Source organism: Psychromonas sp. SP041 (assembly GCF_000470315.2).
GTDB lineage: Bacteria > Pseudomonadota > Gammaproteobacteria > Enterobacterales > Psychromonadaceae > Psychromonas.
Genome location: NZ_CBRF02000032.1, coordinates 25,733 through 45,454, shown reverse-complemented (window position 1 = coordinate 45,454; position 19,722 = coordinate 25,733). Strand labels below are relative to the sequence as shown.

At 37.4% G+C, this 19,722-nt stretch carries 19 protein-coding genes; 12 read left to right on the top strand and 7 right to left on the bottom strand.

What is annotated here, in order from left to right; genetic code table 11:
* Positions 1-69: 69 nt before the first annotated feature.
* On the top strand, positions 70-1,098 hold the full coding sequence (locus SP041_RS15960; protein ID WP_025563634.1) for an AraC family transcriptional regulator: 1,029 nt from the start codon (positions 70-72) through the stop codon (positions 1,096-1,098).
* A 78-nt stretch (positions 1,099-1,176) separates the two neighbouring features.
* Positions 1,177-2,490 (top strand): enterochelin esterase, encoded by a 1,314-nt coding sequence (gene fes / locus SP041_RS15955; protein WP_025563635.1) that lies wholly within the window; start codon positions 1,177-1,179, stop codon positions 2,488-2,490.
* Between the two features lie 78 nt (positions 2,491-2,568).
* Here fes and SP041_RS15950 read toward each other — a convergent pair whose 3' ends face one another.
* The 6 genes from SP041_RS15950 to SP041_RS15925 all read right to left on the bottom strand — a co-directional run bounded on the left by SP041_RS15950 (position 2,569) and on the right by SP041_RS15925 (position 8,136).
* The gene (locus SP041_RS15950) at positions 2,569-3,423 is read right to left on the bottom strand and encodes an ABC transporter ATP-binding protein (protein WP_081695360.1); all 855 of its coding nucleotides are present in this window, start codon (positions 3,421-3,423) and stop codon (positions 2,569-2,571) included.
* Positions 3,423-4,463, bottom strand: a complete 1,041-nt coding sequence (locus SP041_RS15945) for an iron chelate uptake ABC transporter family permease subunit (RefSeq protein ID WP_025563637.1) — start codon at positions 4,461-4,463, stop codon at positions 3,423-3,425. The genes SP041_RS15950 and SP041_RS15945 overlap by 1 nt, the downstream gene beginning before the upstream one ends.
* The gene (locus SP041_RS15940) at positions 4,460-5,509 is read right to left on the bottom strand and encodes a Fe(3+)-siderophore ABC transporter permease (protein WP_025563638.1); all 1,050 of its coding nucleotides are present in this window, start codon (positions 5,507-5,509) and stop codon (positions 4,460-4,462) included. Before SP041_RS15940 ends, SP041_RS15945 begins: the two co-directional genes overlap by 4 nt.
* Positions 5,502-6,518 carry a Fe2+-enterobactin ABC transporter substrate-binding protein gene (gene fepB / locus SP041_RS15935; RefSeq protein ID WP_025563639.1) on the bottom strand — a complete coding sequence of 339 codons (1,017 nt, stop codon included), beginning with the start codon at positions 6,516-6,518 and terminating at the stop codon, positions 5,502-5,504. The genes SP041_RS15940 and fepB overlap by 8 nt, the downstream gene beginning before the upstream one ends.
* A 446-nt stretch (positions 6,519-6,964) precedes the next feature.
* A complete protein-coding gene (locus SP041_RS15930; protein WP_240791484.1) occupies positions 6,965-7,465 on the bottom strand; it encodes an N-acetyltransferase in 501 nt (166 codons plus the stop codon).
* A 173-nt stretch (positions 7,466-7,638) separates the two neighbouring features.
* Positions 7,639-8,136 carry a GNAT family N-acetyltransferase gene (locus SP041_RS15925; protein ID WP_025563642.1) on the bottom strand — a complete coding sequence of 166 codons (498 nt, stop codon included), beginning with the start codon at positions 8,134-8,136 and terminating at the stop codon, positions 7,639-7,641.
* Positions 8,137-8,329: 193 nt separating this feature from the next.
* On the opposite strand from SP041_RS15925, the gene SP041_RS15920 reads away from it, so the two are divergent.
* The 5 genes from SP041_RS15920 to SP041_RS15900 all read left to right on the top strand — a co-directional run bounded on the left by SP041_RS15920 (position 8,330) and on the right by SP041_RS15900 (position 11,134).
* The gene (locus SP041_RS15920; RefSeq protein WP_025563643.1) at positions 8,330-8,710 is read left to right on the top strand and encodes a VOC family protein; all 381 of its coding nucleotides are present in this window, start codon (positions 8,330-8,332) and stop codon (positions 8,708-8,710) included.
* 98 nt (positions 8,711-8,808) lie between these two features.
* A complete protein-coding gene (locus tag SP041_RS15915) occupies positions 8,809-9,231 on the top strand; it encodes a BLUF domain-containing protein (protein ID WP_025563644.1) in 423 nt (140 codons plus the stop codon).
* A 212-nt stretch (positions 9,232-9,443) separates the two neighbouring features.
* A complete protein-coding gene (locus SP041_RS15910) occupies positions 9,444-9,740 on the top strand; it encodes a hypothetical protein (protein ID WP_025563645.1) in 297 nt (98 codons plus the stop codon).
* A gap of 102 nt (positions 9,741-9,842) precedes the next feature.
* Entirely contained in the window at positions 9,843-10,241 is a 399-nt protein-coding gene (locus SP041_RS15905; RefSeq protein WP_025563646.1) for a tRNA-binding protein, read from the top strand.
* A 554-nt stretch (positions 10,242-10,795) separates the two neighbouring features.
* On the top strand, positions 10,796-11,134 hold the full coding sequence (locus SP041_RS15900; protein ID WP_025563647.1) for a YkvA family protein: 339 nt from the start codon (positions 10,796-10,798) through the stop codon (positions 11,132-11,134).
* Positions 11,135-11,269: 135 nt separating this feature from the next.
* Here SP041_RS15900 and SP041_RS15895 read toward each other — a convergent pair whose 3' ends face one another.
* On the bottom strand, positions 11,270-12,499 hold the full coding sequence (locus SP041_RS15895) for a multidrug effflux MFS transporter (RefSeq protein ID WP_025563648.1): 1,230 nt from the start codon (positions 12,497-12,499) through the stop codon (positions 11,270-11,272).
* Between the two features lie 145 nt (positions 12,500-12,644).
* Here SP041_RS15895 and SP041_RS15890 point away from each other — a divergent pair, with 145 nt between their 5' ends.
* The 5 genes from SP041_RS15890 to SP041_RS15870 all read left to right on the top strand — a co-directional run bounded on the left by SP041_RS15890 (position 12,645) and on the right by SP041_RS15870 (position 19,153).
* Positions 12,645-13,142 (top strand): MarR family transcriptional regulator, encoded by a 498-nt coding sequence (locus SP041_RS15890; protein ID WP_025563649.1) that lies wholly within the window; start codon positions 12,645-12,647, stop codon positions 13,140-13,142.
* 568 nt (positions 13,143-13,710) lie between these two features.
* Positions 13,711-15,615 (top strand): ATP-dependent DNA helicase RecQ, encoded by a 1,905-nt coding sequence (locus SP041_RS15885; RefSeq protein WP_025563650.1) that lies wholly within the window; start codon positions 13,711-13,713, stop codon positions 15,613-15,615.
* A gap of 557 nt (positions 15,616-16,172) precedes the next feature.
* On the top strand, positions 16,173-16,982 hold the full coding sequence (gene yidA, locus SP041_RS15880; protein WP_025563651.1) for a sugar-phosphatase: 810 nt from the start codon (positions 16,173-16,175) through the stop codon (positions 16,980-16,982).
* Between the two features lie 263 nt (positions 16,983-17,245).
* The gene (locus SP041_RS15875; protein WP_025564612.1) at positions 17,246-17,908 is read left to right on the top strand and encodes an NAD(P)H-dependent oxidoreductase; all 663 of its coding nucleotides are present in this window, start codon (positions 17,246-17,248) and stop codon (positions 17,906-17,908) included.
* Between the two features lie 516 nt (positions 17,909-18,424).
* Positions 18,425-19,153 (top strand): isoprenylcysteine carboxylmethyltransferase family protein, encoded by a 729-nt coding sequence (locus SP041_RS15870; protein ID WP_025564611.1) that lies wholly within the window; start codon positions 18,425-18,427, stop codon positions 19,151-19,153.
* Positions 19,154-19,722 lie beyond the last annotated feature (569 nt).

The following is a 19,722-nucleotide window of genomic DNA, read 5'->3' as shown; positions in this document are numbered from 1 at the left end:
GTAAATACTATTAAGATCACAGCATAATAGGTTATGCGAAATAGCTATTTGGTTATGGAAAAAAATAATATGAAGTTTAAAGGAAAGTTAAAACAGACTTTACCTAAAGGTACTCTTATCCGAACAATTGGAGGGTTAAAGCAAAAAACTATTTTTTCTGACAGTCATTCTAACGCCAATAATGCAGATAAAAACAAGCCAAGTTTAGCGTTAATAGAAGGCGACCTTATCTCTTATCAAGTGGACAACAGCTTTATTTTATATGGTGGAAAGACTAAAGAGTTAGTGGATTTCCAGGTGTTGACCACTGCCAAAAAATCGCTTTGTATCACCATATTGTTAGCGGGTAAATTAGACTTTGGTTATGATGATTTAAACTTTTTATATGATGCAGAAGAGCAGCAACGCGGTGTTATTGTTAGTTTGACGAGAGCGGTGAGTTTTCGTCGTACGCTATATAAAGGCAACCAAGTTGCTAAACTTAACATTATATTACCCCATCAATGGATCGAAGATCGTATTCGTTGTAATGATAATTTTAGTCAATTTATTAGCCAACATTTAGCTAACTTTGAGTTGAAACTAACGACTGAGGTACTCGCTTTAACAACCGATATTATAAAGTCCAGTGCACCCAGTACGGTAATTGAGCAGATGAACCTTGAGTCATTAACGCAGCAATTATTGATTCAAGTTTTTATGCAACTTAATGATGCCACTAGTGTTATAAATCAACTTGAAAGTACTCGTTTAGTCAATGAATCAACAGAGTACGATCCTGTTTTAAACACCTTGATGTCTTATATTGAAGCTAACTTAAGTCAGGAATTGTCTGTGAGCCATTTGGCAAAGTTTTCTGCAATGAGTGTTTCTAGTTTGCAGCATAAATTTAAAAACTCACTGGGTATCAGTGTATTAAGTTACATTCGTCGTCGGCGCTTAAATATTGCCAAAAAGCAATTAGAGGCGGGTTTAATCACTATTTCTGAAGCCGCATATAATGCGGGGTATCGTCATCCTTCTAATTTCACCAGTGCATTTAAAAAAGTGTTCGGCATACCACCACAGGATCTCATTCTAAAAGCCGATCAGGTATAGTCGCTTTACAATGACGGTTTATTAGATTCTTTATCAATATGTTGACTAACATTTTTTCTAAAAATAAAAAGGTTATTAATGAACAACCCATTACCATTAGACAGTTTATTAACGTATTTTGATCTCTCAAAAAATGCTATTGGTTCTTCTCAATGGTGGAGTAATCTAGCTAAATGTGAAGCTCCTTTTATCAAGGTACAACAGAATGGCATTTGTAGAGTATTATTTATATGGCAAGATCCTGAAGGCGATAAGCACTCATCAACAACCTGCTCGGTTATCTTAAATGTTAACGGATTGACCAACCACAACACATGGCAACCTAACTGTTTAAACAGATATAACAACAGCGATCTATGGTTTGCTTGTTTGGATATTAATGACAAATGGCGCGGCAGTTATTCTTTTATTCCGATTCAAGCTAATCAGTTACCACAACTTGTCAAACAAGGCGACGAAAGTCGAAATGCACAACGCCGCTGGTGGTTAGAAATGGTAAAGCAGCAAGTGCTAGACTCATTGAATAGCGGCGCGTCGATTGCGTCTGGTTGGGGACTGAACTCCTCATTACATTTACCGAATGCGCCACGTGAGTTAGGTTGGCAAGAATGGGATCAAGACAAGCTTACGAACTTGTTTATCGCGGAAAATATAAATTTCACATGGTTGGCGGAACAGCTAGATAATCAACGCCAATGTACGATTTTTTCTACGGCGACGGGTAAAGCACCTTTAGTTATTTTATTAGATGGAGAAAAGTGGGGAGCAGATTCCGGGATGCTATCTGTGCTGCAATACTTAACTAATATTAACAAACTAACACCCGCTCATTACCTGTTAATTCCCTCTATTGACGGGAAAACTCGTTGGCAGGAACTGAGTTGTTCTCAATTATTTTGGCAAGCGATCACTGAACAGTTGTTACCTAAAGTTGCAGATAAGCTGTTGCAATCAGATCAATCAATCTCAGAGGTCATCGTAGCAGGGCAAAGTTTGGGCGGATTATCTGCTGTCTACGCAGGGATACATTTTCCGACGTATTTTACTAAGGTGATCTCATTATCTGGTTCGTTTTGGTGGCCGGAGATTGAAAGGATGCAAGATCCTGATGCTTATAAATCAGAGCATCCAGATTGGAATAAAATAGTACCCAAAAATAGTTTAGCTGACCGGGTATCAAATGGTGAGATGAGCGTTGCTGGTTTACATATTTATCAAACCGTTGGTAATGCTGAAACACAATTAAGCGTTTATAACGATTTACATTATGAAATATTCAAACAACATGGCGCGAAAATTACCTATCAAAAAGTGGATGGTGGCCACGATTGGTTATCATGGCGATCCTCTTTGATAAACGGTTTAGTGTCACTTTTACCCAGTCAGGTTTAGCTTTTTTAGTGTTTAGGTTAGTTTGGATTTAATCTAATCTAATCTAATCTAATTTAGTTTTAGTTTCGTTTAATTGCGTTAACTGGTGGCTGTTGAGGCTCTGCCACGCGGTATAATTAAAGGCGTATTCGAAATAGGATCAGGAAAAATTAAACAGGACAACCCAAATACCTCTTCAATAAGTGTTTCGGTGATGATGTCATTTGGTGAGCCGGTGGCAATTATTTCACCTGATTTTATCATGATCAAATGGTCCGCATAACGACAAGCATGATTAAGGTCATGCAATACCGCGACTAATGTATGACCTTGAATCCGATTGAGATCTTGAAATAGATCCATCAGTTCGATTTGGTGGGCAATATCTAAATAAGTGGTGGGTTCGTCCAATAACAATAAGGATGTTTCTTGTGCTAATGCCATCGCAACCCAGACTCGTTGACGTTGACCGCCAGATAACTGGTCGACATTGAGCTGCGCAAAATCCATTATGCCTGTCGCTTGCATGGCTAACTCCACGGCTTTTTGATCGGCTTCAGACCAAGGTTGAAACCATTTTTGATGCGGGAATCGGCCACGTGATACTAAATCGATTACCTTAATGCCGTCAGGCGCAATGGCAGATTGCGGTAACAAGCCTAATTTTTTAGCCACTTCCCGTGTAGATTGACTGTGTATGTTCTCTCCATTTAATAAAATCTCACCTGATTTAGGCACCAGTAAACGACTTAATGAACGTAATAGGGTCGATTTGCCACAGCCGTTTGGTCCGACTATAACCGTGAATTTACCGTGAGGAATCTCCACTGAGAGGTCTTTGGCAATCACATTGTGTTCGTAGGCTAGGGTTACTGATTTTGTTTCCAGTGCTGCTTGTTCAGTCATTGTTTCTGATGTGCTGACACAACGTGCCTTAAATGATGATTGTGTCATTATTTACCTTCTCGAATAATCAAATAAACTAGATAGAGGCCACCTAAGCTAATGGTGACAAGTCCTACTGGCAAGGTGGTGTTTTGCCAACCGTGTTGAGCAATAAAGTCAGCACTGGTGAGCAACAATGCACCCACTAGCGCAGAGCCAAACAGGGTAATATGGCGTTGTGGATGTAGTCGACGTGCTATTTGTGGGGCGGCCAATGAAATAAAAGAGATTGGGCCGGTGATAGCCGTCGTCACTGCGGTTAGCGACACGCCAACTAACATTAATACCAAGCGTGTTTTATTGACTGAAATACCTAATGCTGCCGCGGTGTCATCGCCCATTTCTAATAATTTCATACGGGTGTTTAATAGCATTGATAGACCGATTAACACCAATATTAATAGGGTCGCTGGCATGATGCGTGACCAAGTCATGCCATTTAATGATCCCGCACTCCATAAAGCTGCAGTCATTGCGGTTTCTAATGAAACGGTTAGTGACAACCATTGATTAAACGCGGTTAACGTGGCACTGATGGCAATACCAACAATAATTAACCTGAAGCCTGAGTGCCCATCACGATAAGCAAAGAGATAAACTAAAACCGCCGCAGCTAAACCACCGATTAATGCACCAATTACACTGTACCAATACAAGTTACCAAATAGGGCGATAGCAATGAGTACGCCAGTGAAAGCACCGACATTGAAGCCTGTAATGTCTGGGCTACCAAGTGGGTTTCTGACCAATGACTGGAAAACGGCACCACTAATGCCTAATGCGGCACCAATGATGAGGGCGCCGAACAACCTTGACGCTCGCCACTGCCACACGACAATCGATTGATATTTATCTGCTTCACCGATGATTAACTGCCAAATACCTTGTAGGTTGTTGGCAATACCATCACCAATACCATTGCCAATAAATAGGGTAAAAAAGATTAAGGCCAAGGCTAAAGTAAACACAAAAGCTCGGCCTAAAATAGAGCGTGTAGGTTTAGGTTTAGGTGTAGGCGTGCGTGAAGAATGGCTGCTATTAGCGATCATAAACTACTCGCACCTTTTCTACGTACCAGATAAATCAGAATAGGTGCCCCGATAAAAGCGGTGACAATAGAGACTCTTAATTCACCAACCACTAAAACTCGGCCAATAATGTCAGCAATAAGTAATAAACAAGGCGTGAGAATAAAACTGAATGGAATGATCCATCGTTGATCAGGGCCAACCATCCAACGCGCAATATGCGGCATCATTAAACTAACAAACCCTATTGGGCCGGCGGCGGCGGTTGCTGCTCCGCATAATAAGGTAATAGTAATTAAACCAATAATTTGCACTCGAATAGGGTTACTGCCCAGCGAAGCCGCTAATGCATCCCCTAAACCAAACGCGTTTAATGCAGGTGTAATGCTTAAGGCTAATAAACATCCGGCAATAACAACAGGCGCGATATATAAAGGGACCGACAGGGTGCGAATATCCAAACTACCTACTGTCCAAAATCGTACTTGGTCAAAGGCCAGAGGATTAAATAGAATTAATGCAGAACTAAGGCCTGCAAATACTGCCCCTAATGCTATACCTGCTAAGGTTAATTTAAGCGGGTCTACTTTACCGGCACTGAGACTGCCAATAGCAAATATCAATAAGCTCGCTACTAATGAACCTAGCGCGGCATAAATGAAAAAGTCACTAAACTGTGTAGCGCCTAAAAACACCACTGCAATGGCGACTGCCAAGCTAGCGCCTAAATTGATGCCGAGTATGCCTGGGTCTGCCAACGGGTTTCGGGTGATTGCTTGTATTAAGGCACCTGAAGTACCTAAGGCCATGCCTACAAATAATCCATTTAATGTTCTTGGTAAACGACCTTCAAAGATAATTGTGCTGGTTAATCCGGGTTGGTCGGAAAATAGAACATGGTAAATATCACTGATGGGTAATGATTTAGCACCAATACATAGGCTGGCGACCATGATCAAGGCCAACAATAATATGCAAAGCATCAGCCATTGAAAACGACTTAATACTAAGCTACGTAAGGATTGATAGCGACTTGTTGAACCGTTATGAGTTTGACCATTAATCATTGTTGCTGTCACCAAACAACGACTGTAATCGTGTTAGCAGGTTGGTTGCGCTGTAATAGTCGAGCCTGAAAGTATCGTTACCAACGGCATACACTTGGTTATTTTGAACTGCTTTATTGTTTTGTAAAAAACTATTGTCGAGTACTAGTTTCTCTGACGCTTGTTCAGTAGCAAATAACAGAATGGATTGACCGGTCACTGCATCTGGGAATCGCTCACCTTTAGCGATAATAATGTCATCGCGAACGCCCATACTAATATCGCCTTTAATTGAATCTGGGATGGTGGCCAGCGTAAAACCTAACTCTTCTAGTAAACGCCCTTGAGCTGATTGGCTTGTCCAAATGCTGGCGCCACTGCCATCAGGGTTATAAACCATCGCAGTAGTCGGTTGTGCAGGCAATGTGATGCTTTTTTTGGTTTGTATGGCTTGTTGTTTGAATGAATCAATGACTGATTTCGCTTGTGCTTCTAACCCAAACAGGTCACCAAATATCTGTGCCAATTGCAGCCAGCTTTTATCATCGTAACGAATGACAAGAGTCGGGGCGATATCTTTAAGTTGATCATACAAACGCATTGCCGAGTCAGCGCCAGTGGTTGAAATGATAATAATATCGGGTTGCGCTTTAATAATAGCTTCGGCATTAGGCTCACTTTGATACAAGGCTTGTACATCTCGTTGCTCTGCAATACTGTCCCATTGACGCATAAAGCCTTTTTCTGAGGCGACGTTGGTGTTTGGCATGGTGGCGCCAGAAGCCACTAAAGGCGCATCTATCGCGAGCAATGTGCCAGATAAAGTCACACTGGTAGACACGATACGTTGAGGTGGTTTATCTAGTGTTAATAGTCCCTGTGAAGTCATGATGCTTCTTGGCCAACCTGAAGGATCTTTTTCTATTTGATCGATTGCTAATGTTGAATTAGTATTTTGTGCATCGCCACAACTTGCTAATAAAAACCCAGTAAAGAGTATTAAGAAAGGGCGGACAAGTAATCGAATCATGTGTAACACCTTGAATAGAAATAAAAATGATTATATCGTTAAACTCACCTTCTTTACACTAATGATAATCATTAATATTAAGGTGTTTGTTTAATCACTTAATAAGGTGAGTACTAATTGTTTGGTAAAACTACAGAGGTAAATAAATTGAACATATATATTCCTTAAAAGTCTAAAAAATTATTGGAATAAATCTTAATGAGAGGAAAGCAGTCAACGGTTTACTATCCTTTTTAATAAAACATTATTTCAGATTATTTATCATGATTTGGTCAAATTATTAAGGGTTCTTAACCCCTTGAATATAAATTCGTTTAGACACTTTATTACTATCATTAACATCAATAAACCCTGCATCTGAATGTAAAAGACTATTGCTGTTCAAAAAGTGATTCATTTTGGAGACGAATAGAACATCTCCAACCATGGTGAACCCATTTATAACGTTATGCACTAACATTTCGGGCAATCATTAATACTTCATCTGCAGAATAAAGGTTCGAAATGGTCGTTTCAACTTCTGCGCCTAATGTCTCTTTGTAAAGTTGCTGAACAACGTTATCTGATCTTGTTGTTACCATGATATGTTTTAAAATTGAGTCGTTATCGGCAAGTTGCTTTTTTACTAATAAAAGCGATTCATTAATTAATTTACGAGCAATTCCTTGCCCTTGAAAATGAGGATGAACAGCTAATTGCTCTAGCTCTATTACTGCTTCGGAGCGAAATCCACTTTTTTGAACCCAAATGATATAACCAACAATATGATGATTAACTACCACTACAAAATTAAGAAAGCGAGGAGTTGCATTTAAATTACATTGCAACCATTCAAGTGAGTTGGGTTGTCTCGGAAAGGTGAGTTGATGTATTTGAGCAGCACTTTTCAGATCAGCTGAATCCATAAAACGTATTATCATTTTTACCTCTGATTTGGAAATAATCATAATACGCCTTAGAAAAACAATACTAGACGGACATTATGTTTGAGTTATTACGTTAGATTTTTGTCATTAGCCATTTTTAAGTGAAAGATATTCAGTTTAAATTCACTTAATTAGTATAAGAATACTGGCATTATGCTAATTAATACATATTCGAAATATGACCACTAATTAGGTCATATATTATATTGTGCCATGATAGTTATATCTTGATATTTGTTTTCAAAAAGGCGAGCGGATTTTTTTATGCCTTCGACTTTAAAATCGCATTTTTTGTATAATTGAATTGCTGCTTCATTGTCAGAAAATACTTCTAACTCTAAACGTGTTAATTTTTGATTCCAAGCGTGCTCCATTGCTTTGTTTAACAATTTAGTCCCAATGCCTAACCCTCTAAATTCAGATAAAACACCCATACCGAGGTGTCCAACATGTGTCATAGTATTTCGTTCTAGTGGAATAATATCAACCCAACCTATTACTTTATCTTTTTGTACGGCAACATATTGAGCATTATTCTTGTCAATATTATTAAGGACAAAATACTGCTTTTTTTCATAAGCTGGTGGGGTTGTTGTTAGTAAATAAATACCTTCACTTGCTACACTACATAAAGCGTCATAGAAACCACGAATGTCTTTATCTGTGATTAGTCTAATGTCAATATCATTCATGTTGGCTCCTTCGATTTGTCGCATATTAAAAATAATTTATGTGTTTTTTAGTTGATTTTTTAGAGTCATGTCTCATTTTAATTTGATATCACAGTAACAAATTACACTTATTATGTGAATCTAGGCGTCGTTATTTTTACATTAGTAATAGTAAATCACTGCCTTTAATAAAACTGACTCTGTAGGATATAAAATGCTTAAATCAATTCATCATGCCGCCATTATTTGCTCTGATTATGTCGTTTCAAAACACTTTTATACTTCAATTTTAAAGTTACAGGTTATTGCTGAAAACTATCAAACACCTCGTGATGCTTATAAGCTTGATCTTGAATTACCTAATGGAGGGCAAATAGAATTGTTCTCTTTTAAAAATGCACCTGAACGTCCAAGTTATCCAGAAGCATTAGGATTGAGGCACTTAGCCTTTAGTGTCGATTCTGTTGAAGTGGTTACTGCTTATCTATTAACAATGGGTGTTAACGTTGAGCCGATCAGAATAGATCCATATACCAATAGGAAATATACCTTTTTTAGTGACCCAGATGGACTTCCATTAGAAATTTATGAATAAATTTTGTTAATTTAAATACTACTTTTTATATATTATTGTTTTAACAAGCTATAGTTAAATTAATTATCTAATAACTTTATCAATGGGTTAAATTAACTATGTTTGAATTGCTTTATACCAGTGTTGCACCTCAACGTTTATCAGAAGATGAGCTAATGGATATTTTAACGAAGGCTCGAATTAAAAATAAGGAGCTCGGGGTCACTGGTTTGTTGATTTATCATGATAGGGAGATTATGCAAATATTGGAAGGCGATAAAAATGTCGTTAAAGCGTTATACCAAACTATTTGTGAAGATTTACGTCATACCAGTATCGGTGTTTTCTATGAAGGCAATATTAAACAACGTGCGTTCTCTGATTGGTCTATGGCATTCCAATCTTTAGATGAAGCGGCATTGAAAGAAATTACACTTGGTTATGAAGGTTTTAATAAAGAGCTATCACCTATCCATATGCTTAAAGAAAGTAACAACCGAGGCAAAAAAGTATTTTTTTCGTTATCGAGTAATTTTAAATAACGCCTATTTATTTAAAATTATATGCACTTTAAGTAATATGCATTTTAAGTAATATCTAAACACTTTAAACGAATACCTTAAGAATATATGTTCTTATACTTAGGTATTGGTTTAGAGTGTTAGCTTCATTCTTTATTAACTTGCTTATTAATGAGTTCTTCGCTGTTAATGGCATATTCTTTAATACATTCTATCCCCCAGAAAGGAAGTCCATGAGTCTTTGTTATGAAGTCGCTATATTTAAAGTAGAAAAACACAATATTTCAAGAGTGATTGAATTGAGTCTTTTAATTTTTAATGAAATTAATGCACATGAAAAGGTGATTACGTCTTACGATATACTGCAAAAAACAGGTGTTGAAGATGAAATCTGCTGGCAGCTGACTTGGGCCGATGAGCAAGCGGTGAAGTCAACGGCGGTAAAATGGCCAACATTTCCAAGTACTAAAGAATTAGAATCACTTGTTGGTGAAAAGATCTATTACGGCCATTTTTTGAGTTCAATTTAATAAGGTCATCGGTACCTTTAGTTAATACAAAAGACATCAAGCATCAATTTTTTAAGATAAAATACTTTAATAACAAATGGCTTAGTAATAAAAGGTTTAAGTATGGATGATTTAAACAGTAAGGGTGTAAACAGCAATACTGCAAAGCAGAATAATTTAAGCGATAACGATTTAGAGTGGAATGAGTTTCAGCGAGTAGAGATGCGTGTTGGTACTATTATTCGCGTTGAAGATTTCCCTAAAGCGAGAAACCCTGCGTACATTTTACATATCGATTTTGGGTCTGAATTAGGCATCAAAAAATCTAGTGCCCAAATTACAGTGTTATATACAAAAAAGTCGTTATTAGGTAAAAAGATCATGGCAGTGACTAATTTTCCTGTAAAGCAAATTGGTCCGATTATGTCTGAGTGTTTAGTCACTGGCTTTCATAGAGAGGATGGTGCTGTCGTCTTAGCAACGCCAGATCTTGATGCGCCAAATGGAACACGACTCGCATAATTCATTAGTGTCATATCCGTTACTGTCCAAGGTGTTTTGTTCAGTCGTTAGCTTGGACTCCAAATCATGGCGTAACATGATGGCAATGGCGAGTCGTTATCGAAGGTTACAACGCAGAGTTAGTTTTTGCTCGCAGGACAAGTCGTGAAACAACCGCCTTCGCTGTTAGAAAGTGTCGATTTAACCCGTTAGATCTTCCTCTTCCTGCCTAGCATCTGTGCACTTCACCGTATGCTGAATGTTACACCTTGAATGATAACGGGTATATATGCAAAGTAGGAGCTGCTTGACACTAACGTTGGGTTTTATGAAGCTGACTGTTATACCAATCACACTAATTAACTGATCTATTTTACTTGTTAAAATAACTTATTTCTTCGTTGTAAATTTCGTAAAGGGAACACCATTTAGCTCGATTTACGCCTTAAACTAAGTCATTTTTCCTGCGTAAAATTTAGATCACTTATTTAATGTAATCGGTATTATATTAATGACGCTAAAAACAGAAAACTTATTTTTTCATTAGTGCTAATAAGAAATCACGAGGTGTTGATATGTCCGATAATATTTATGAAAACGAGTTTACCGAAGATAGCTTTTGGACTAAAACTAAAAAGTTTGCAAAGATAGCCGGTGAAGTGGTTTTAGAGCCTGCCTTAAAACTTTATTATGCAGGCAAAGATAGTGATACGCCTACTTGGGCTAAAACAACTGTTTATAGTGCACTTGGATACTTTATTTCACCGTTAGATGCGATTCCAGACTTTACCCCAATTGTTGGTTATTCAGATGACCTTGGGGTGTTAGTTGCTGCCACTGCTGCGGTGATCACTTACGTTAAACAAGAACATAAAGATAAAGCAAAAGAAACACTTAAACAGTGGTTTGAATGAACTAAGGTTTGAATGATCTAACTTTGCTTTATTTTTAGCCTTTTCTTTTATTACTCACTTTATTATTAACTCAGTCTCACGCTTTCTTTCATTCCTATTCACTCATGAATATCAATCAATTTTGGTGTGCATTTTCTATATTTTTGCTTCTAATTCATCGGCTAAGCGTGCTTGTTTATTACTATGAATAACGGCTGTTAGTGCGATGCTTGATGATATCAACATGATGATTGCCACCGGTTGTAAGTAACCCATACTAATAAAAGCAGCGGATGCACTAATGGTAGCGCCCATTGCACATTGAAAAGCACCTAATACGGCTGAGGCTGTCCCTGCATCTTTTCCAAAATACTTGAGGAAACACGCATTCGAGTTTGCCATCACACCACCATTAGCACTGATCATGATGATAAAACCGATAACAGTAAGTGTTAAACTTTTAGGCTCTAAGAAGCTCGAAAATACTAATAATAAGCCCCCTATGAATTGCATGGTTAAGAAGCAACGTAATAAAAGGGAAGGTTCAAAACTGTTTAATAACACGGTATTTAACCGGTTAATAATAATGATACCAGCAATATTAGCTGCGAATAATATAGAGAACGTGTCAGTACTGACTTTAAAAATTTCCATGTAAATCATTGATGAATTAGTCACAAATGTCATTAATACAGCAAAAGCAAAGGCTTGTGCAATCAAGTAACCTATCGCTTGTTTATGTTTAAATACATCTATAAATTTAATGCCTTTTCGGCGCTCTATGGTTATCGCTAATTCTTTCTTTTGTTTAGAAGATTGGTGTGGAATAAATATTTTTGCCATCAAAATTGCTAAACATGAAAATGCAGCCATAAAGTAAAAGATCCAATCCCAACTATGAATGGATAAAATAAAGTTACCGATAGTTGGTGCAATAGAAGGGGCAATCATCATGATCAAGGAAACTAAGGCAAACAATTTGGCTGCTTCTTTTCCATCTGCATTGTCTCGTATAGTGGCTGGTACACCAACGATCGCAATCCCCCCGCCAATAGCTTGCAATAACCTCCATGACCATAACACGCTAATGTGTGAGCTTGTGGTGAGTAGGACACTCGCAAATGCAAAAATGCCGAGGCCTAACATCATGATCGGTAAACGACCATGTCTATCGGATAAGGGACCACCAATGAGTTGTCCAATCGCAAGACCAAAAATGTATAAGCTAACTGTTACCGATAGCATTGATATATCAACCTGCATTTCATTGGCTATTAATGGCAGAGCAGGTAAATAACTGTCGATTGCAAATGGAGAAACAGCGTATATCGATGATAGTGTCACAATTAAACGCTTACTGACTTTATTTTTACTAGTTTGTGTCATCTTGACCTCTTGTTTATCTTTCGAGTAAGATAATAGGTGGATTTTATCTTACTGGCAAGATATGTTCTTGCGAGAAACAGTGAGAAAGTGTCAGAAGAATATGGCGCCCATGATCAAGCAAAAATTTGACTAAGAGTGAAAGAGAATGAGTGTAAAAAATAGTATGAGAGAAATGCAGCGTGAAGTTCGAGAGAACTGGCCTGAATGTGCTGACACTATCTCATTTTCTTTATTAAAAATGACTCGTATCCATGATTTATTCAAACATGAAATTGAACGTTGTGTAGAGCAATATCAATTGCAACATGCTGATTTTAGTGTGTTAGCCACGTTACGCAGAAATCCTGTTCCTTATTGTCTATCGCCTACCGCTTTATATCGCAGCATGTTTTTCAGCTCAGGCGGTTTAACAAAAATATTAGGCCGTTTAGCTAATGCAGGGTTAATTGTTCGTATAGATAATCCACAAGATAAACGCAGTAAGTTAGTGCAGTTAAATCAAAAAGGTAAACAGTTAGTAGAGACGATCATGCCGGAGTTACATAAACAGAGTAGTTCTTTACTTGAAGTATTATCTGAAGAGGAAATAGCGCAACTAGAAATGTTGCTGCAGAAAGTATTAGATCATAATGAAAAAAACTAACAAGGTTGCTTAGTTTAAATAATTAACACCGAAATTCTACAAGCTGAAAACAGGACTCGCAGTGCTCTTTCGCTCATAACACTAGATTTTTTTATTTGCCTACGACCAGAAATATCAACACATTAACAAACAATACGCACCAAGGTTATTTATTGGTTTTGGGGCGCTGGCTTCAGCCTGCAGTTTTTTTGTGTTGTTTATGCTTTGCATGAAGAGTTGATAAAGTTAAATATTCGTAAGCTGTAGAGTGTGGTAAAGGACAAAACATAAAAGGATTAACACAAATACTGGTAAGTTAGAGAGTGACCGTTAAGTCAAAAGGCTAATCGTATAAATATGTTTGATTTTTTAAGGTTTTGGGGCGCTGGCTTCAGCCTGCAGTTTTTTGTGTGTTAGTAATCAAAACATAAAATAATTAATACAAATAACGGTAGATGTAAAAACAAAACGAACTAAACCATATACAAGATGAAAGTAGAAGTGGCATTCATACAAATACTCTCAACTATACTTCAACTATATTTTAACTATGCTATAAATAAGCATTAACCCTTTTTTAGGTCTTTTTATGTATTCTACCTTACAGCAATATTTTGGATTCGATCAATTCAGACCCGGCCAAGAGCCGGTGATTCAAGCGTTGCTTGATGGCCATAGCGCTGCGGCTATTTTCCCTACTGGTTCAGGGAAGTCTCTTTGTTATCAACTCCCTGCATTACATTTACCGCATCTGACTTTAGTGGTTTCTCCACTGCTCGCGCTGATACAAGACCAACTAGAATTCTTACAAAGTAAGGGGATTAAAGCGGCGAGTATTCAGTCTATGCAAAGCCCTGCGGAGTCTGCACAAGTTTATAAAAGTGTTGCTAATGGTGAGATCAAGATTTTATTTATCTCGGTAGAACGTCTTAATAGCGAACGCTTTAGGGCCTTTTTGAAGAAAGTACCCATTTCATTATTAGTGGTTGATGAAGCCCATTGTATTAGTGAATGGGGGCATAATTTCCGTCCTGATTATTTAAAGTTAGCAAGTTATCGAGAAGAGTTTGCTATCCAGCAAGTGCTTTTATTAACCGCGACGGCCACTTCAAAAGTTATTCACGATATGGCGGCTAAATTCCATATTGATATTAACAACATTACGTTGACAGGATCTTATCGTAGCAACTTAAATTTATCCGTTGTTGGTGTCGATGAAGCTAACAAATTACCCACCTTGCTGCCTTGGTTAAAAGACAGACAGCATAGCGCTGGCATTATTTATGTGACGCTACAGAAAACGGCAGAGCAAGTGGCGGAGTCTTTATTACGACAAGGTGTACAAGCTACAGCTTACCATGCAGGTTTAGATTCTGAAGTAAGACAAGGTATCCAACAACAATTTATGAGTGGGAAGATCCCGTTAATTGTTGCCACTATTGCCTTTGGTATGGGCATTGATAAAAGCGATATCCGTTTTGTTGTACATTATGATTTACCAAAATCCATTGAAAACTATGCGCAAGAAATTGGTAGAGCCGGGCGCGATGGTCAATCGTCAGATTGTTTAGTGTTAGCAAACAAAAACAACTTAAATGTATTAGAAAATTTTGTGTATGCCGATACACCGGAAGGTTCTGCTATTGATTTCATCATTAATGAAATCTACCAAACCCAAGGGCATTGGGAAGTGGTAATGAATAGCCTTTCCACTCAATCTAATATTCGTTTATTAGCCTTAAAAACCTTATTGGTTTATTTAGAATTAGAGCAAGTGATTGAACCTGCTTATAGCTACTACGCGGAATATAAATATAAGTTGTTAGTCCCTGAAAATGAGTTGGTTTCACGTTTTCATGGCGAACGTGCGCAGTTTGTACAAACTATACTCGCCACATCGGACAGAGCACGTACTTGGAGTACGTTAAATTTTGAAAAAATGCAGCAAACTTACCAATGTGAAAGAAGTCGTGTATTAACGGCTATCGATTATTTAGATCTGCAAGGTTTGATTGAACTACAAACAAAGCAAATGACACAAGTCTATAAAGTAGATAAATCTCAGATTACAGGGAATTTATTGGGTGAGCTAACACAACGATTTTCACAGAAAGAAAGTAGTGAAATTCAACGAATTCATCATCTTTTAGCTTTCTTTGCGAGTGAACAATGCCTTAATTTACAATTAGCACAGTATTTTTCAGACGCTAATTTACAAGGTGCTTGTGGGCATTGCTCTGTTTGTGCAGGGCATCCTGCGGTCATGCCTGTCGTTGCTAGTTTACGACCATTACAACAATACGATGCAGCACAACAGTGTATTGAAATCTCGGAAAAGTTAGGTGCGCATGATAGTACAGTGTTAAGAGCGCGCTTTTTTTGTGGATTAACAACGCCTATTTTTACGCGTTTAAAGGTTCGTCAATTAACAGGTTTTGCATCACTGGAAAATTATCGCTTTTCAGATGTGTTAGCGTGGATAGAAGGGCGATAGTTTAAATTTAACTTAACATTGATATATGTTGTGCAACATATTGTAACTTAATGTAAATCGTTGCAACTTGTAGTATTTACATTGTTGAAATAAAGTAAGATCAGGCAATGCAAAATAAACAATGTGTAAAATGAATAATGTACAAAATAAACGATGTATAAAATGAACAATGTTGCGATGCTACTGGGTACGACTCAGAGGGCAAGCTGTGAAGTAAATACCTTCGTTGTTAGAAGTGTCGATTTAACCCGTTAGATCTTCCTCTTCTTGCCTAGAGTCTGTTCACTTCATCGCTTGCTGAATTTTGCACCTTGAATGGTAACGGGTATATCTTGTTATTTAGAAAAGCTATCTGCATATTAACCGTTATATTAATTGAAATGTCACTTAGTGTTGCCGCACAGTGATTTGGTCTTTCTTATAATAGTCAATCGATAATAATTGACTAAGTGATATGTATTAAAAACTTGAATTTGCCAGTATTAAAAGAGATTAATACCAAACCCTTAAAAAACCAAAAGTATGCAATGCACCTTAATTAAAACAGTGGAGTCGGTATGTACAAACTAATTGCCTTAGATATAGATGGCACATTACTTAATTCAGATAAAAAAATGTCGAATGAAAATAAAGATGCAATTGCAGCTGCTCGTGCAAAAGGTGTACGAGTTGTATTGGTGTCAGGACGCCCTACAAGTGGTATGAGACCGTCATTAAAAGAATTAGGAATGGACTCAGATGATGATTATGTTTTAAGTTTCAATGCTTCTGTAGTCCAAAAAGTAAAAAGTGAAACAATCATTCGTAGTCAAATTTTAACGGGCGTAGATGCAAAGAAGTTGGCTAAAGTGGCTCAACAATATGATGTTGATATTCATGCTTTCTCACATGAAAAAGGATTGATTACGCCTGCGCATAATGAATATACTGATCTTGAATCTAGAGTGAATGGTGAGCCCATTACTTTGATTGATTTTGAAACGCTAGAGGATGATGAACTGATATTAAAAGTGATGTTAGTTGATAAACCAGAGAAGCTGACCGCTGCTATTAAACAGCTACCTGCTAGCTTGCATGAAGAGTTTACTATTATGCAAAGTGCTCCTTTTTTCTTAGAATTTTTGAATCTAAACAGTAATAAGGGAATTGGCGTTAAAGCGCTTGCTGAGCATCTATCAATTCCTATGGAACAAGTTATTTGCATGGGCGATGCTGGCAATGATTATCACATGATAAAATACGCAGGTTTAGGTGTCGCAATGGGCAATGCAACCGATGATATAAAAGCCATCGCAGACTATATTACAGCGAGTAATAATGAACATGGTGTTGCAAAAGCCATTCAAAAATTTGTATTAGATGTTTAGTTATACCAATGGAATTAAATAAGTGATCAGAGATTGCGCAGGAAAAATTAACACTAATAAGGCGTGAGTTGTAGGAGATAGTTGTTCTCACTTCAAAACTCACAACGCAGTTAGGGGTGATTTTAACCAGCAAGAATGATCACCTTATTAATTCTTTTGGTATTAACCAAAGGCTTTATTTAGGCTTTAGGTTGCCTATTGTAAGTTTAATTATTGAAGGGCCTGATTTTTATATATGTAATGTCCATTATGGAGGGTTATTAATGAAGTTTTTAGTATTTTTAGGAACAGTTCGCGATAGCACTCCACCGAGACCTGCACGTCTTGGTGAACGAGTAGCTAAAGCGTGTATTGAATGTTTAACTGATCGCTTTGGTGATAATGAATTTGAATTGGTTGATGCTTTAGATTATCCATTAGACACTGTTTTTAAACCGCATTTTTCCTATTCAAAAAGCCAAGTGCCCGTCGCATTAGATCAACTAGCTAAGAAAATTCAAGAGAGCGATGGTTATATCATGATTAGCCCAGAATATAATCACTCGATGAGTCCTGCTTTAACCAACTTATTAAACCATTTTGGTAGTTCTTTATTTTCCTATAAACCGAGTGCGATTGTTACTTACTCTGCTGGTCAATGGGGTGGCATGAAGGCTGCAGTTGGGTTGCGGACTTTTCTTTCCGAGTTAGGTTGTTTGTCGGTTTCATCGATGATTCATATCCCTAAGGCACAGGATGTTTTTACTGAAGCGGGTGAAATGAAAGAAGGGCAAGTAGAAAGTGCTTGGTTTGATTATTTCTCTCAAACATTTAGCCAATTAGTTTGGTGGGCTGAAGCAACTCATCAACATAGAGTGAAGGTAGATCCACAAACAATGACTAAAACCTTTAACACAACACCTGCAGAGAGAAATGCTCCCTCATAATTGTTTCCTACCTTTATCATTTTAAGAGAGTCTATCCCGTTACCGTTCAAGGTGCTTTGTTCAGCCGTTAGCTTGGACTGCAAATCAAGGCGTAACATGACGGCAATGGGGAGTCGTTATCGAAGGTTGCAACGCTGAGTTGGTTTTCAATCTCACTCTCCCAGAGGGAAAGCGGTGATGTAAACACCTTGAATAGTCACGGGGATATATTGTTGCTCTAGTGTATTCACTTTCTTGGACAACTTTTAACTATATTAGAGTCATGGTAAGAGGATTGTTTATTAACATTGATCTGCTCTCTCTGAAAAGGCTGCTTAAATATCATAAAATCATTATAGAAACTCCATAAAAACTGCCTAGTCGATTCGGATTATCATCGTCTTTATACTATAATCAAAATCATACAACTGTTTGATTAAAATACTGCTTTTCATGTAGGGTTTTATTGCCACTTTAAAATAAAGAGGTAAATATTCAAAACAGGTTTAAATGAATAAGCGTGGTTAATAGGGCAATATGACATTTTACGATAGCCAATTAGATATAACAGAATTTACACGCTTTTACTTAGCGGCTTTTTATACCTTTGTGGCTGTTTTTTACACCGTTAAAGTTCTTGTTAATAAGCACCAGAACAATAGGCCGTCTAGCAATCAGGCTGGTATTCAACTTAGTACTCGACATGACAGTCAACTTAACACTCAACATGGCACTCAACATAACCGTCTACGTGAAAATCAAAAAGAGTTAATATTTACCGGAGAGCGTTTTTGTTCTACATGGTGGAATCACATGACATTTCGTGTGTTTAGAGCCACTATCTGGATGATATGTTTAGCTAGATTATTTTTTCCTAGCGTTGATAATTATTTAGGTATGTTATTGCTTTCAGAGTCTTTCTATATCGTACTTTTAGGTAATATATTGCTCACACTAGGGTTCATGATAACTGTTATTATTCATTTTAAAATGGGTAAACAATGGCGTTCAGGTATCGACCCATCTGGTCCTAAAAAACTTATTACTGATGGCTTTTATAAGTTTTCACGTAATCCCATGTTTTTGAGTATCGCACTCTCTCAGTTTGCTTTCTTTCTTGCACTACCTTCTTTATTCTCATTACTTTGTTTGATCATCGGAGTAGTGGTGTTGTATCGACAAATTCTGTCTGAAGAAACGCACTTGCTACAGCAGTTTCCAGAACAATATAATATATATTCAACAAAAGTACGTAGATGGCTGTAAGGCTCTTTAAGGTTTAGGAAAGGTGAGTCTGCGTCGCTCTGTGTGGTTTTATACTACGAAGAACATAATTAATGAGTGTCAGTATTTGGGTCGCTGGCTTTAGCCTGCAGTTTTTTTGTGTATTTGTCTTTTTATGTTTTGAGGTGAAAAAGTTAGATTGAGTCAAAGGTTAAACTAAAAAAGAACTAACACAGAAAACCTGCAAGCTGAAAACAGGACTCGCAGAGCTCTTCCGCTCATAACACTGGGCTTTGCCTAATTAGTCATGCACTTTGAGGTCAAAACATAAAAGCAATTAACGCTGAAATGGATAAGTTCGAAAGTGGCTGGTAAGTTAAGAAAGTTAGCTGTGTAATAGTGTTTAAGATTTTGGGGCGCTAGCTTTAGCCTGCAGTTTTTTTGTGTATTTGTATTTTTATGTTTTGAGGTGAAAAAGTTAGATTGAGTCAAAGGTTAAACTAAAAAAGAACTAACACAGAAAACCTGCAAGCTGAAAACAGGACTCGCAGAGCTCTTCCGCTCATAACACTAGGCTTCGCCTAATTAGTCATGCACTTCGAGGTCAAAAC